This is a genomic window from Kitasatospora sp. NPDC048540 (assembly GCF_040651175.1).
In the GTDB taxonomy this organism is placed as follows: domain Bacteria; phylum Actinomycetota; class Actinomycetes; order Streptomycetales; family Streptomycetaceae; genus Kitasatospora.
This window is the reverse complement of the sequence record NZ_JBEZIR010000025.1, coordinates 71,852-86,258: the sequence shown is the minus strand read 5'-3', so window position 1 is coordinate 86,258 and position 14,407 is coordinate 71,852. Positions and strand designations below refer to the sequence as shown.

The window sequence follows — 14,407 nt, the reverse complement described above, 5'->3', positions numbered from 1 at the left end:
TGGAGAAGCTGAAGGGGCACCCGCTGTTCGCCCACATCACGCTGACCCGCTCCGAGCGTTCGCCGATCGCCGCACTGGTGACCGAGATGCTGGAGGACGTCGGCCCCTGACCCCACCGGGTGCGCCGACCGTCTGAACGGCGGGTACGAACGGTACGAAAACGCCCAGGACAAAATCAGACAATCCACCATGAAGGGGCCTGTCGCCGAGCGACAGGCCCCTTGCCTGCCATCACAACTGACGGCGCCTTGTCCATGGATCGGCAGAACTCGGCGCCCGCGAAGATTGTGAGATGCGCCACGCAACCGGGAATTGCGTAGACATGGCCCGGTGCGGCATGGTGAGGGTTCTGTCAGGCCCCGCGTACGGCAGAACCCACGGCTCGGCAACTCCGGTTGGCGGGCACAGAACTGAACACCGATGAGTCGTACGCCGCCCGATCCGTTCGCCGTTCCGAGTCTCTCGGGCCGGTGCCGGGCCAGTGCCTCCCGTGACCAGAGCAGGGGCGGAGGCCAGCGCCAAGGGGCAGATTGCGCCCGCACGGTCACGCGTGGGCGACGCTGGAAGGAAACCATGTGACTCGGATCTCGGTCCGGGGAGTCGCTGTGGCCTCAGCCACCGCGGTCACCGCTGTCGGTGCCGTCGTTGGTGCGGCCTCGGGCAGCGAGGGCAAGGCCGTCACGACGGTCGATGTCGCGAGCGCCACGCTGCTCGCCGACGTTCCCTCGGGTGCCCAGGCGCAGACCGTCAGCGACAACTTCAGCGAGCAGGCCAACGCCCAGCAGGTGTCGGCCGACGCGGCTGCCAAGAAGGCCGCCGAGGAGGCCGCGCGCCAGAAGGCCGCCGCCGACGCGCAGGCCAAGGCCGACGCCGAGAAGGCTGCCGCCAAGGCTGCCGACGACAAGCGCAAGGCAGACGAGGAGGCCGCCAACCGCGACAAGGCTCGCACCACGCTGGCCGCCGTCAGCCCCGGCTCCGTCCAGGAGATGGCGCTCCAGATCATCGGCGACGACTCGCAGTTCCAGTGCTTCAGCCAGATCGTTAAGCGCGAGAGCGGCTGGAACTACACCGCCACCAATGCCTCCTCCGGTGCCTACGGCCTGGTCCAGGCGCTGCCCGGCTCGAAGATGGCCTCGGCCGGCGCCGACTGGCGGACCAACCCCGCGACCCAGATCAAGTGGGGCCTGAACTACATGAACAGCCGCTACGGCAGCCCCTGCGGCGCCTGGTCGTTCTGGCAGTCGCACCACTGGTACTAGACACCACTGGTCCGTGGACGTCCCCGGGACCGGTCACCACTGGTCCGGGACACCACCGGTCGTGTCGTACCGAGAGCCCCCCGCCCGAGTGGCGGGGGGCTCTCGTCGTGCCGCGAGGCGGCGGGCCCGCTGTGGGTGCCGGACCGGCTGCGGGCGGGCCGCATCGCCCGGGCGGCGCTGACCAGTGCGCTCACGGGCGGTGCGGTCCTGTGCGGACGCGGGGAGCCGGAGAGGGTCCTGGTGTCTCCGGCCCCGGCCGGTCCGCCGGCAGTTGGTCCGGTGGTACCGGTCTCCTCCCCGCTCCTCGCGGGGTGAAACCAGATGGTTCGTACCTGTTCGACCCTTTTCGCCCCCGGGAGTGGCCGGTTCCTGCTGGCGGGCCCGGCAGACCGGGCGGCGGGCGGGCAGGTAGCGTCGTCCCGGACGATCGTGGCGGGCCCACGGCACGGTGACCTACCGGGGAGCAGGTAGCGGGGATGGCGCGGGACTCGAAGGCGTGGAAGGGACTGGCCAAGGCCGGTGCGGTGACCGCCGGCGTACTGGCGGCGCTCGAACGCCGCCGACGGGCGGCCGCGGCGGAGGCCGCCACCGAGGCGGCCCTGGTGGCGGCCGCCGCGCTCGGCGAACTGCGGACCGTGGAGCCGGGGCTGCACGTCCTCGCGCCGGCGGCCGGGCCGCAGCCGCAGGAGGCCGTCGGTGGGCCGGCCGCCGGACCGGTGGCCCGGGAGGGCGGCCGGGTCCCGGCGCCCCGCCCGGCCGAGGTCCGGCCGCGCGCCGCCCACCCGCGGGGCTTCCCGCCCGGCCGCCCGGCCGACCCGGTGGAGGCGGTGCCGTGGGGGCTGCGGGTGGCGGCGGAGTCGACCTGGCGGCTGCTGCTGCTCGGGGTCGCCCTGTACGTGCTCTTCCGGGTCGTCGACATGCTGCGGCTGGTCGCCTTCGCGGTGCTGGCCGCCCTGCTGATCTCCGCGCTGCTCGAGCCGACGGTCTCCTGGCTGCGGCGGCTGGGGGTGCCGCGTTCGCTGGCGGCGGCGGGCACCTTCCTCAGCGGCATCGCCGGCATCGGCCTGGTCGGCTGGTTCGTGGTGTGGCAGGTGAGCACCAACCTGGAGTCGGTCACCCGCAAGGTGCAGGCCGGTGTCAACCAGCTGCGCGACTGGCTGGTGGACGGCCCGCTGCACCTGACCCAGCAGCAGATCGAGGACTTCGCCCGGCAGATCTCCACGGCGATCGGTACCAACTCGGAGCAGATCACCTCGGCCGGCTTCACCGGTGTGACCATCGCCGTCGAGGTGCTGACCGGGGTGGTGCTGGCCGCCTTCACCACCTTCTTCCTGCTCTACGACGGCGCCCGGATCTGGGGCTGGGCGCTGCGCGGCCTGCCCAGCCGCTCCCGGTACGCGATGGCGGGGGCCGGCCCGAAGGCGTGGGCCACGCTGACGGCGTACGTGCGCGGGACCGTCTTCGTCGCCTTCATCGACGCGCTCTGCATCGGCATCGGCATCCAGCTGCTCGGGGTGCCGCTGGCGCTGCCGCTGGCCGTGATCATCTTCCTCGGGGCCTTCGTGCCGCTGGTCGGCGCGCTGGTCACCGGCACCATCGCGGTGCTGATCGCGCTGGTCACGGTGGGGCCGTTCACCGCGCTGATGGTGCTGGTGGTGCTGGTCGCGGTGCAGCAGATCGAGGGCCACATCCTGCAGCCGCTGATCCTCGGCCGGGCCGTGCGGGTGCACCCGCTGGGTGTGGTGCTCGGCGTCGCGGCGGGCTCGATCGTCGGCGGGATCGCCGGGGCGATCGTCGCGGTGCCGCTGATCGCGGTCACCAACACGGTGGTCGGGCACCTGCGCCGGCGCAACGCGGCGGGCCTGGAGGTCTTCGTGGCCCTGGAGGCCGCCCGGGAGGCGGCCGAGGCCGAGGCCGAGGCGGAGGCGGAGGCCGAGGGCGCGCCCGCCACCACCGGCTGAGCCCGGCCCGCCGAACGCCCGAGGGGCCCCGCCGTCCGGCGGGGCCCCTCGTTCTGTCCTGCGGTGTCGATCCCGCGGTGCGCTCAGAGCGCGGCCAGCACTGCCTCGGAGTCGAGGGTGGCGGCCACGGCCTGGACGACCGCGGCGATCTTCATGGAGGCCTGGATGACCTCGCGCTCGACGCCGGCCTTGCGCAGCACGGCCTCGTGCGAGTCGAGGCACTGGCCGCAGCCGTTGATCGCGGAGACCGCGAAGCACCAGAGCTCGAAGTCGGCCTTCTCGACGCCCGGGGTGCCGATGATGTTCATCCGCAGACCGGCCCGCATGCTGCTGTACTCCTTGTCGGAGAGCAGGTGCAGGGTCCGGTAGTAGACGTTGTTCATCCCCATGACGGCGGCGGCGCCCTTGGCGGCGTTGTACGCCTCCGGCTTGAGGCTCGCCTTGGCCTCGGGCTCCAGCTCGCGCAGCACCGAGGGGGAGCGGGTGGCCATCGCGCAGGCCAGCACCGTGCCCCAGAGCTGCTGGGCGGGGAGGTCGGAGTTGCCGATGACCGCGCTCAGGTTGAGCTTGAGGTCCTTGGCGTAGTCCGGGAGGGCGGCCTTCAGTTCGTCGAGGGCCATCGGTCAGCCGGCCAGCAGGGCCTGGGCGTCGAGGGTGTCCTCGCCCTTGGTCCAGTTGCAGGGGCACAGCTCGTCGGTCTGCAGGGCGTCCAGCACCCGCAGGACCTCCTTGGGGTTACGGCCGACGGAGCCGGCGGTCACCATGACGAACTGGATCTCGTTGTTCGGGTCCACGATGAAGACGGCGCGCTGGGCGGTGCCGTCCGCGGCCTCGACGCCGCAGTCCTGCATCAGCTCGTGCTTGACGTCGGCCAGCATCGGGAAGGGCAGGTCGCGCAGGTCCTTGTGGTCCTTGCGCCAGGCGTGGTGGACGAACTCCGAGTCGCCGGAGACACCCAGGATCTGGGCGTCGCGGTCGGCGAACTCCTCGTTCAGCTTGCCGAACGCGGCGATCTCGGTCGGGCAGACGAAGGTGAAGTCCATCGGCCAGAAGAAGACGATCTTCCACTTGCCCTCGTAGGACTTGTGGTTGATGTCGGCGAAGGCGCTCGCGGGGTCGAGGTCGACGCAGGCCTTGAGGTCGAACTCGGGGAACTTGTCACCGATCGTGAGCACGTTCACTTCTCCTGGTGTGAGAAATCGAGGGGTTTTCGTCCGATCTGCCTGTGATTCGACGGTTTCGGACGCGTTCCAGGGTTACACAACCGGCACTGATCAGGGAAATAGCTAGACTCGATGCATCTGATCGGAGAGAGCTATCAGTACTCATCGCCCGGCCCCCCGCACGGACCGCTCCCGCAAACCCGACCCCGGTGTGTCGATCACCACACCCCGTTCCCCGCGCACCCCCACCGTCGCCCAGCTGCGGTCCTTCCTGGCCGTGGCCGAGCACCGGCACTTCCGGGAGGCCGCCGCCGCCATCGGCGCCAGCCAGCCCGCGCTGTCCGGCGCCGTCGCCGCGCTGGAGGAGGCGCTCGGGGCCCAGCTGGTGGAGCGTACGACACGGAGAGTCATCATCACCCCGCTGGGGGAGCGCGTCGCCGGGCACGCACGCCGGGTGCTGTCCTCCCTGCACGCACTGACCGAGGAGGTCGAGGCGGCCCGCCGGCCGTTCACCGGACCGCTCCACCTCGGCGTGATCCCGACCGTCGCACCGTACCTGCTGCCCGCCGTGCTCCGGCTGGTCCGCAGCAGCCACCCCGACCTCGAACTGCACGTCCACGAGGAGCGCACCCCCTCGCTCCAGGAGGGCCTGGCCACCGGCCGGCTCGACCTGCTGCTGCTCGCGCTGCCCACCGGCGGCGCCGCCCCGACCCACGACATCCCGCTCTTCGAAGAGGACTTCGTCCTGGTCACCCCGCCCTCCCACGAGCTGGCCGGCCGCCGCGACGTGGCCCGCGACGTGCTGCTCGACCTCGACGTGCTGCTGCTGGAGGAGGGCCACTGCCTGCGCGACCAGGCACTCGACATCTGCCGCGAGATCGGCGCCGACCCCGGCGGCGGCTCCACCCGGGCGGCCGGCCTGTCCACCCTGGTCCAGCTGGTGGCCGGCGGACTCGGCGTCACCCTGCTGCCCGCCACCGCCCTGGACGTCGAGGCCGGCCGTACCGACCGGCTCGCCACCGTCCGCTTCGCCGACCCCGCCCCCGGCCGCCGGATCGGCCTCGCCACCCGGGCCGGCTCGGCCCGCTCCGCCGAGTACGACCGCTTCGCCGCCGAACTGCGCGAAGTGCTGCGGGAGCTCCCGGTGCGCATCGTGGAGTGATCCACCGGGCATACCTGGATGGGTGGTTCCAGCCTGAGGGGGTGCCGTGGACGTCTCCCGGATCAAGGTGTCCGGCCTGAAGTGCTTCAGCGGTCCGCGCGAGGTCGACCTCGACCTCGCCCGGCCGGATGGTACGGCGGCCGGCTGGACCGTCCTCGCCGGGCCGGGCGGCTCCGGCAAGACCACCCTGCTGCAGGCCGTCGCCCTGGCCCTCGGCGCCCACCCCGCGGTGGCCGCCGATCGCTGGCTGGCCGCCGGCCACCCCGGCGGAGCCGTGGAACTCAACGGCGGCGCCACCTGGCGGATCACCGGCGCCGTACCGAGGGCCGAACGCAGCGGACCGCTCTCCGCCCGCCACCGCTACTTCGGGCCGACCCGGCCCCCCGCGGCCGCCCCGATCCGCGGTGCCGCCGCCGCCCTGGTCGAGGACGGCCTGCTGCCGGACGGCTGGCGGCTCGACCCCGCACACACCGAAACGCCCTGGGTCCGCCGCGCCGGCCTCGCCCTGCCGCTCGCCGAACTCGGCGACGGCGTCGCCCGGCTGACCGCCCTGGTCACCGAACTGGCCGCCGTCACCCGCCGCACCCGCCCCGAGGACGTCGACGGCGTCCCCACCCTGCCGGTCCGCGCCACCGTGCTGATCGACGACGTCGACAGCCACCTGCACCCGGTCTGGCAGCAGCGGATCGGCACCTGGCTCACCACCCACTTCCCGCAGGTCCAGTTCATCGTGGCCACCCACAGCCCGTACGTCTGCCAGGCCGCCGACCCCGGCGCGCTGATCCGGCTGGCCGGCCCCGACGACGAACCCGCCGGCCCCCGGCTGCTCGGCGAGGACCTGCACCAGCGGGTCCTCTACGGCAGCGGCGACGACACCGCACTGTCCGAACTGTTCGGCCTCACCAGCGCCTACTCGCCCGCCGCCGAGGCCGAACGCCGGCTGCTGGTCCGCCTCGAGCGCAAGCTCTACGCGGGCGACGCCTCGGCCGCCGAACTCGCCGAGTACCGCGAACTCGGCGCCAAGCTCAACAGCTCGCTCACCGCCCGGGCCGACGAGGCCACCGCCCGCCTGCTCGGCCGGGACCGGTGATCCCGCTCCAGCGGCCGCCGCTCAGGCCCGCCCTGCTGGCCGAACTGGAGCGCCGCACCCGGGCGATCGACACCGCCGGACCCACCACCGCCACCGGCCGCGCCGCCTGGCGCAACGCCCGCCAGCCCAAGGCCCAGCTGCGCCTGATGCTCCGGCAGATGGCGCCCGGCCTCGAGCGGTGCATGTACTGCGGGGACAACCTGGGCACCGACATCGACCACTTCGAGCCGATCGCCCGGGCCCCGCTGCGCACCTTCGACTGGCAGAACCACCTGCTCGCCTGCGCCCACTGCAACAGCAACCACAAACGGGACCGCTTCCCGCTCGACCCGGTCACCGGCGCACACCTGCTGGTCGACCCCTCCCGCGAGGACCCGGCCGACCACCTGATGCTCTACCTGGAGTCCGGCGCGTACGACCCGCTCACACCCAAGGGCGAGGCGACCATCGACGTGTTCGCCCTCAACTCCCGGGCCGAACTGGTCCGCGGCCGCCGGATGATGTTCACGGTGGTGAAGGCGGTCCTGGCGGCCTGGCACCGCAGCCACCAGGCCGGCGCCCCCGCCGAGGCCGGCGAGTACCTGGACGCGCTGCGCCTGCTCAACCACGCCGACGTGCTGCGCGCCGTGCTCCGGCTGCGGCACCGGCCGGCCCTCGCCGAGGCGGTGCTGGGGCCGCAGGTGCTGCTCGCGCTGGAACAGCTGGTCAAGGTCTCACGGGAGTTCGGCTGACCCGGGATCGGGGCCGGGGCCGGAGGCGAGGCCGGTGCCGGGGTCGGGCGCGGCATCCTGCGCCGCCGCCTGCGCCGCCGTCCTCGGTGCCGGCAGGACGGAGGCTTCCGCCTGCCCGGGCTCCGGGTCGGGCCGGGGCTCCGGCGGCAGCGGTACGGTGCCCGCCGCCTGCAAGGTGTCGCGGGTGAGCAGCCAGGCCACCCCCAGCCCCGCCGCACCGGCCACCACGCACAGGTAGTCGGGGGCGCCGGCCCAGACCGCGGCCGCCGCCATCCCGACCGCCAGGCACAGGTGCGCGAGGCTGACGATCAGGATGGCGAAGGCCGCGGGCAGCAACGGGCCGCTGCTGCCCGCGGTGTGCATCTCGGCCTCGATGCTCAACCCGGAGCCCAGCCCGAGGTGGACGGCGACCTTGGCGGCGTCCGAATCGGGATGCTCGCCGTGCTCGTGCAGCCCGCCTTGGCCACCATGGTCGCCGTGCCCGCAGTGGTCGCCCGGGCCGCAGTGGTCGTGCGGGCCGCAGTGGTGGTCGTGGTGCCCGTCCTGCTCCGCGCCCGGGTGGTGGTGGGGACAGGGAGCCCCCGGCCCGCCCTGACGGTCCGTTCCGCTCCCGCCGTCCGCTGCGCCCGTTCCGTCTGCTCGGCTCACCCTGGCTCCAGTCCTCGCCGCCGCTCCACGGTTCCCATCGGTACGGCAGGACGGAACCATGACCTGCGACGCTCCGTACCGGACCGGCATGTTCCCCTTACCCGTTCCGGCGCCGGATCGTGCACCAACCGGTGGAGCAAACGCCGGGCCGGGAATCCGGACGCGGACGGGCTACGGCAGCCGCTGCTCGAACCACACGACCTTGCCGGCCCCGAGCCGGGTCGCACCCCAGCGGTCCGCGCACCGGGCCACTATCTGCAGCCCGCGGCCGCGCTCGTCCTGCGGCCCCGCCCGGCGAGGCCGCGGCAGCGCCGCGTTGTCGTCGCCGACCTCGCAGCGCAGCAGCGAGGTCCGCACCAGCCGCAGCGTCACCGGGCGGGTGGCGTGCTGGATCGCATTGGTCACCAGCTCACTGACCATCAGCTCGGTGCTCTCCGCCAGCCCCTCCAGACCCCAGCGGCGCAGCGCGTGCGAGGCGAGCCGACGGGCCCGGCTCGGCGTCTCGTGCCGCGGCTGGAGGAACCAGTACGCCACGTCCTCGGCCGGGATGCCGTCGAAGGCGGCCGCCAGCAACGCGATGTCGTCGCCGCGGTCCCCGGGCGGCAGGATCCGCAGCGCCTCCTGGCAGAGCTGCTCGGGCGTGTGCCGGTGGGTCGAGGCCAGCCGGCTGCGCAGCAGCTCCAGGCCGGTCGACAGCGGACGCCGCCGGGACTCCACCAGGCCGTCGGTGAACAGCAGCAGCGCCGAGCCGGGCGGCGCCGGCAGCTCCACCGAGGAGAAGTCGACCCCGCCGACGCCGATCGGCGCCCCCGACGGCAGGTCGAGCAGTTCGCTGCGGCCGTCCGGCTGGACCAGCACCGGCGGTACGTGGCCCGCGTTGGCCAGCACCACCCGGTTGGCGATCGGGTCGTAGACCGCGTACACGCAGGTGGCCAGGTGCTGCTCCTGGCCGAGCCGCTGCGCCTGCTCGTCCAGGTGGTACAGCACCTCGTGCGGCGGCAGGTCCAGGCCGGCCAGGGTCTGGGCGCTGGTGCGCAGCTGGCCCATGATGGCGGCCGAGGTGAGCGAGTGGCCCATCACGTCGCCGACGATCAGGGCGACCCGGTTGCCGGGCAGCGGGATCGAGTCGTACCAGTCGCCGCCGACCTGGGCGCCGCTCTCACCGGGCAGGTAGCGGTGCGCGAGGCGGACGCCGTGCGGCTGCGGCAGGTGCGCCGGCAGCATCGAGCGCTGCAACTCGTCGGCGATCTCCCACTCGCGGGAGTACCGCAGGGCGGTGTCCACCGCCAGCCCGGCCTGGGTGGCCAGATGGCCGGCGGTCGCGGTGTCGGCGGCGTCGAAGCGGGCCGGCTTGTCCTGCCGGGGCCGCCGGATCAGCAGCAGCATGCCGAGGACCGACTTGCGGCCGCGCAGCGGCAGCGCCAGCAGCGCGGTGCCGGGACGCAGCCGGCCGAGGGTGCGCCCGCCGAGCAGCTCGGCCGGCAGCGGGTGGCGCGGGCCCGCCGGGGCCGCACCGAGGACCATCGGCCCCACCGGTGCCGGGAGGGCCAGCGCCCGGGCGAGCGGGCCGCCGGGACGGACCGGACGCGGTCCGCAGCCACGGCCGAGCCGGGTGCCCTGGGTGTGGTGGATCAGCAGCGAGGTGGGGATCCCGGGGTCGCGGTCCACCTCGGGCAGCGGGTCGCGCAGCAGCACCACGGCCGCGTCCGCGAGCGCGGGCACCAGCACCCGGCCGAGGTCGCGCAGGGTGGCGGGCAGGTCGAGCGAGCTGTTGATCCGGCGGGCGGCGCCGTCCAGGTAGGCGAGCCGCTCGGCCAGCAGCAGCCGGTCCGCCGGTCCGTCCGGCCGGTCGGCCGGCCTGTCCGGCTGGTCCGGCGGGTCCTGGGGTGGTGGCGGGTGCCGCTGGACGGGGACGGCCGGCGGCTGCGCCGCGGTGGGGGTCGGATGGTCGCGCACGGGCCGCCCGTTCTGGAGGTGTCGAGGAGGAGGACTGGTCAGCTGACTCGCCGGCATCGCAGGAACAGCTGCTCCTCGGGGGGCAGGGTGGTGCTGGCCGGTGCGTACGGATGGCCGGAACCCGACTCCACCGCGAAGCCGGCCGCGGCGAGGGCCTGCGCGAGGTCCTCCCGTAGGTAGCCGCTGATCCTCAGCTCGTGGCCGAGGAAGGGGATCGGGGCGTGGTCGAGGTCCGCCTCGACCATGCCGAGTGCCAGCAGCCCGCCGGGGCGCAGCAGTTCGCGGATCCGGCCGAGCACCACCGGGATCTCGTCCTGGGGGAGCAGGATCAGCGAGAAGAACGCGGTGGCGGCGGCGAAGCCGCCCGCGCCCGCCGGGCCCAGCGCCGGTGCGGCCCAGGCCCGTCCGGCCCGCTCGGTGGCCAGGTCGTACATGTCGATCCGGTGGAACGCGGCCTGCGGTACCGCCTGCCGGGCCAGCCGCAGCATGCCGTCGGAGAGGTCGATGCCGGTCATCGCCAGTCCGCCGTCGGCCAGCTGGCGGAGCGTCGGCTCGCCGGTGCCGCAGCCGATGTCGAGCACCCGGGCGCCGGGCTCCAGCTCGTCCAGCAGCCATTCGCCGCACGCCAGCTGGCCGGATTTCGCCGGGAACACCTCGCCGTAGCGGGTTCCGATGGAGTCGAAGGCCAGTGCCTGAAGGGCGCGTTCGGCGCGGCGGCGGCAGAGCCGGGCGGCCTCCCGGGAGGCCGCGGTCGCGGAGGTCGGGCCATGGCCCTGGGCGGGGTCCGATATCTGTCCGGTCGTCACGATTCGCAAGGCACCTTTCCACCCTGGCCGCCGACCGGCCGACTGCCCCTGCCCGCGGCGGCCGTCCCACTCCCCGTGTGCACCACCCCGGTCCCGTACCGACGCGTCCACCTGCCGCGTCCACTCCTGTGGACCGGCCCGCGCGGGCCGGTCGGTGCGTGCACCGGCCTTCGAGAATATGCGTGATCACTGCGCGATGGGGTCCCTTTCCGGCCAACTCGTGCCCGAGGGGGTGAATATCGCCGCGTGGCGGAAGCACTCGGGTGTGCCCGGGGTGGTGCAGGGCCGGGCCGCACGCCGCATGGCGCGCACCGTGGCGCGGCTGACCTGCGGCGATGCGGGGGCGCCGGGCCGTTTATCGGATGTCAATCGGGACCTGGCAGAGTTCTGGTCAGCGCCGGGGAAGCGCACAGCGTTCCCGCAGCCGGGGGGCTGCGGGAACGCTCACGCTGGGGGATGCACCCGTTGGGGGACGGGTCACGGCGCGGGGGGTGCGAGGGGCTCGGTGTGCTGTTGCACGTCGATGAGGCTCTGCACGGGGAGAGCCTCCGGCACACCGAGCCGCGTGAAGATCGAGTGCGCCTCCTGAAGACAGGCCAGCCCGCGCGCAGGCTGACCCAGCTTCAGGAGGGCCTCGCCCAGCGCGGCGTCGGCCAGGCCCTGGCAGTACGCGGCATCGATCTCCTGCGCGATCAGCAACGACTCCTCGGCCGCCTCGGCCGCCTCCGGGTACAGCCCGGCACTGCTCAGACAGGCGGCCAGCCGCGCGAGCGAGTAGCCCTCCCAGATCCGGTGCTGCTGCGACCGGTACAGCTGGTGCGCCTCCCGCAGATGGCCCGCGGCCTCGGCCGGCGAACCGGTCGAGCGCAGCACCACACCGAGCTGGTACAGGGTGTCCGCGAGGCACGGCGCATTGCCGGAGAGCCGGGCCGCCTCGACGGCCGTGCACGCCGAGCGGACGGCTTCTTCGTCCCGGCCGAGCCCCAACTGCGCACGGGCGATGTTGCCGAGCAGCCTGGCCTCACCGATGGCGGCTCCGAGCCGGCGGCTGATCGCGTGCGCCTGCTCGAAGAACGGGAGCGCCTCCGCCGACCGGTCGGCCAGGCTCAGCACCACGGCCAGCAGGTTGGCGACCGAGCTGCGGAGCTGGGTGGTGTCGGCCTCGGGCAGCAGGCCCAGGCTCTCGCGCAGCGACATCTCGGCGTGCTGGAACTCGCCCGCCACGTGCTGCAGGAAGCCCTGCGCGAACCGGATCCGGGCCAGCACCGCGGTGTCCTGCTTGGAGCCGGGGTTCTCGTCGGCGCGGCGCAGTGCGACCCGGATCCGCTGCCCGTGCGTCGGATCCTCGACCAGCGTGTTGAGGACCAGCAGCAGGTCGACGGCGGGCCGTAGCAGCTCCCCGCGGTCCTGGACGGCGGCCTCCACCGCGCTCAGCACCAGGGCCACCTCGGCGCGCAGCCAGGTCTGTGCCGCCGGGCTGTCCTCGAAGGACAGCCCGTTCGAGCTGCTCTGGTGGAGCGGTTCGGGCAGGACGTCGTCGGGTTCGATGGCGTGGGCGGCGTTGCGCAAGGTGGCGAGGACGAGGTCCAGCAGCCGGACCAGCGCCGCCTGTTGGTCGGCGCTCTCGGCCAGCTCGTTCTGCCGCTGGGCGAACAGCCGCAGCAGGTCGTGGTAGCGGTAGCGGCCGGGGGTGAAGCACTCCAGCATGTTGGCCTCGACCAGGGCCTCGGCGAGCCCCTCGGCCCGCTGCTCGTCCGTGCCGAGCAGCGCGGCGACGGCGGGCAGCGGCAGATCGGGCGCGTCCACCAGGGACAGCAGCCGGAACGCCCGCGCCTCCTCGGTGCGCAGCTGCCCGTAGCCGAGGCCGATGGTGGTCTCCACCGCGAGGTTGCCCAGCTGCAGCTCGTGGAGACGACGCCGCTGGTCCGCTAACCGCCGGGCCAGGTCCGACACGCTCCACCGGGGGCGGCTGGCCAGCCGGGCGGCGGCGATCCGCACCGCGAGCGGCAGGAACCCGCAGGCGGTGACCACGGCGAGGGCGGCCTCGGGTTCGGCCGCCACCCGTCGCTCGCCGACGATCGCCGAGAACAGCGCCAGGGCCTCGCCCGGGGGCAGCTCCTCGACGTCCACCAGGTGGGCGCCGGGCAGCTCGGCCAGCCGCGACCTGCTGGTGACCAGCACCGCGCTGCCGGACACCCCGGGGATGAGCGGGGTGAGCTGCCGGGCGTCGCGGGCGTTGTCCAGCAGGATCAGCATCCGCCGGTCGGCCAGCAGGGAGCGGTAGAGCGCGGCGCGCTGCTCGATGGAGTCGGGCGTCTCGGCGGCGCCCAGCGCGTAGAGGAAGTCGCCGAGTACGGCGGCCGGGTCCGCGGGCGCCGCGCCGGCGCCGCGCAGGTCGACGTAGAGCTGGCCGTCCGGGAACTCGGTCCGCAGACCGTGGGCGACGTGGACCGCGAGGGTGGTCTTGCCGACGCCGCCGATCCCGGCCAAAGAGGTCACCACGACCGCCTGGCCGGACCCGCCGCGCAGCACCTCCTGGAGTTCGCCGACCAGTTCGGCCCGGCCGCTGAAGTCCGAGACGTCGGCGGGCAGCTGGGCCGGCGGGACGAAGACGGCGGCGTCGTCGGAGTCCGCGGGCCGGGACTCCACCAGGGTGGCCGGCATCAGCGCGGGATCGGCGGCCAGGATCCGGGACTGCATGGTGGCCAGGCTCGACCCGGGCTCGACCCCGAGCTCGTCGATCAGCAGCTTGCGGGTGTCGGCGTAGACACCGAGCGATTCGGCCTGGCGGCCGCAGCGGTAGAGGGCGAGCATCAGCAGCTCGCGCAGCCGTTCCCGGAGCGGGTGTTCGGCCGCCAGCGAGCTCAGTTCCGAGACCACCTCGGCGTGCAGGCCGACCTCCAGGGCCGCCGCGCAGCGCTCCTCCTGTGCGCCCACCTGGCGCTCGGCGAGCCGGGTGCGCTGGGACTCGGCGTATTGCCCCGGGATACCCGCCAGCGGTCGGCCGCTCCAGAGCGCGAGTGCGGAGACCAGGAGGCGGTGCGACTCACGGAACTGTCCGGCCGCCCGAGCGGCGGCGGCATCCGCGAACATAACGTCAAATATCGACAGATCGAGTGATTCAGGAGGAATCCGCAGCGCGTATCCGTCGCTCACCGAGATCAGGATCTCGGCGGGTCTGCGCACCGCGCGGTGCGGCTCGATGACGCTGCGCAGCCGGGAGACGTACGTCCGCAGCGCGGCCACCGCCTGCGGCGGGGGACGGTCGCCCCAGAGCCCGTCCACCAGTTCCTGGGTGGTCACCGGACGACCGTGGCCGAGCAGGAGCGCCACCAGGACGGCCTGCTGCTGCGGCGAACCGAGCGAGAGCGCCTGGCCGTCCCGCCACGCCTGTACCGGGCCGAGCACCTGGAAGCGCAACGCGTCGGTGTGCTGCCTCTCCTGATGCTCCATGGAGGTCCCCCGCTGGACTTGTCGTTGCCGTTCCGAAGCTGCTGCTCGCCCCGGTCGACAGTGAGGCGCCAGCCTAAAGCGAAGCGCGCAAACGTTGGAGAAGTGGACAGGCCTCAGAGTGTTTATAAGACATTTAACGGTCCCTAGGATACTGTCCGGGCGCCCTGGCCCGTGCGGC

11 protein-coding genes are annotated in these 14,407 nt (G+C 73.6%); 5 read left to right on the top strand and 6 right to left on the bottom strand.

All coding sequences use genetic code 11. The features are described from left to right. Window positions 1-575: 575 nt before the first annotated feature. Together AB0D08_RS13150 and AB0D08_RS13145 are read left to right on the top strand one after the other, a co-directional pair. Window positions 576-1,259 (top strand): transglycosylase SLT domain-containing protein, encoded by a 684-nt coding sequence (locus AB0D08_RS13150; RefSeq protein WP_033823084.1) that lies wholly within the window; start codon window positions 576-578, stop codon window positions 1,257-1,259. Between the two features lie 476 nt (window positions 1,260-1,735). Further along, window positions 1,736-3,220 carry an AI-2E family transporter gene (locus AB0D08_RS13145; protein ID WP_359888388.1) on the top strand — a complete coding sequence of 495 codons (1,485 nt, stop codon included), beginning with the start codon at window positions 1,736-1,738 and terminating at the stop codon, window positions 3,218-3,220. A gap of 83 nt (window positions 3,221-3,303) precedes the next feature. Here AB0D08_RS13145 and AB0D08_RS13140 read toward each other — a convergent pair whose 3' ends face one another. Together AB0D08_RS13140 and AB0D08_RS13135 are read right to left on the bottom strand one after the other, a co-directional pair. Further along, a complete protein-coding gene (locus tag AB0D08_RS13140) occupies window positions 3,304-3,840 on the bottom strand; it encodes an alkyl hydroperoxide reductase (RefSeq protein ID WP_359888385.1) in 537 nt (178 codons plus the stop codon). Window positions 3,841-3,843: 3 nt separating this feature from the next. Beyond that, complete coding sequence (locus AB0D08_RS13135) at window positions 3,844-4,395, bottom strand: peroxiredoxin (RefSeq protein WP_033819747.1); 552 nt, start codon at window positions 4,393-4,395, stop codon at window positions 3,844-3,846. Between the two features lie 199 nt (window positions 4,396-4,594). Between AB0D08_RS13135 and AB0D08_RS13130 the strand changes: the two genes are divergently transcribed. From AB0D08_RS13130 to AB0D08_RS13120, 3 genes are read left to right on the top strand one after another with little or no spacing between them, the layout of a single operon-like run. Further along, entirely contained in the window at window positions 4,595-5,545 is a 951-nt protein-coding gene (locus tag AB0D08_RS13130) for a LysR substrate-binding domain-containing protein (RefSeq protein WP_233288988.1), read from the top strand. Window positions 5,546-5,591: 46 nt separating this feature from the next. Next, window positions 5,592-6,635, top strand: a complete 1,044-nt coding sequence (locus AB0D08_RS13125; RefSeq protein WP_033819733.1) for an AAA family ATPase — start codon at window positions 5,592-5,594, stop codon at window positions 6,633-6,635. After that, complete coding sequence (locus AB0D08_RS13120; protein ID WP_199520302.1) at window positions 6,632-7,366, top strand: HNH endonuclease; 735 nt, start codon at window positions 6,632-6,634, stop codon at window positions 7,364-7,366. Before AB0D08_RS13125 ends, AB0D08_RS13120 begins: the two co-directional genes overlap by 4 nt. Here AB0D08_RS13120 and AB0D08_RS13115 read toward each other — a convergent pair. From AB0D08_RS13115 to AB0D08_RS13100, 4 genes are all read right to left on the bottom strand, one after another. Next, a complete protein-coding gene (locus AB0D08_RS13115; protein ID WP_033819734.1) occupies window positions 7,349-8,014 on the bottom strand; it encodes a hypothetical protein in 666 nt (221 codons plus the stop codon). The genes AB0D08_RS13120 and AB0D08_RS13115 overlap by 18 nt on opposite strands. 171 nt (window positions 8,015-8,185) lie before the next feature. Next, a complete protein-coding gene (locus tag AB0D08_RS13110; protein WP_359888381.1) occupies window positions 8,186-9,970 on the bottom strand; it encodes a SpoIIE family protein phosphatase in 1,785 nt (594 codons plus the stop codon). Window positions 9,971-10,008: 38 nt separating this feature from the next. Beyond that, window positions 10,009-10,659 (bottom strand): class I SAM-dependent methyltransferase, encoded by a 651-nt coding sequence (locus tag AB0D08_RS13105; protein ID WP_359888401.1) that lies wholly within the window; start codon window positions 10,657-10,659, stop codon window positions 10,009-10,011. A gap of 594 nt (window positions 10,660-11,253) precedes the next feature. Then, on the bottom strand, window positions 11,254-14,229 hold the full coding sequence (locus AB0D08_RS13100) for an AfsR/SARP family transcriptional regulator (protein WP_033819735.1): 2,976 nt from the start codon (window positions 14,227-14,229) through the stop codon (window positions 11,254-11,256). Window positions 14,230-14,407 lie beyond the last annotated feature (178 nt).

Excerpts from the sequence above, each read along its gene's own strand:
- AB0D08_RS13100 (WP_033819735.1), bottom strand. The coding sequence starts at position 14,229 with ATGGAGCATCAGGAGAGGCAGCACACCGACGCGTTGCGCTTCCAGGTG.
- AB0D08_RS13140 (WP_359888385.1), bottom strand. The coding sequence starts at position 3,840 with ATGGCCCTCGACGAACTGAAGGCCGCCCTCCCGGACTACGCCAAGGAC.
- AB0D08_RS13145 (WP_359888388.1), top strand. The coding sequence starts at position 1,736 with ATGGCGCGGGACTCGAAGGCGTGGAAGGGACTGGCCAAGGCCGGTGCG.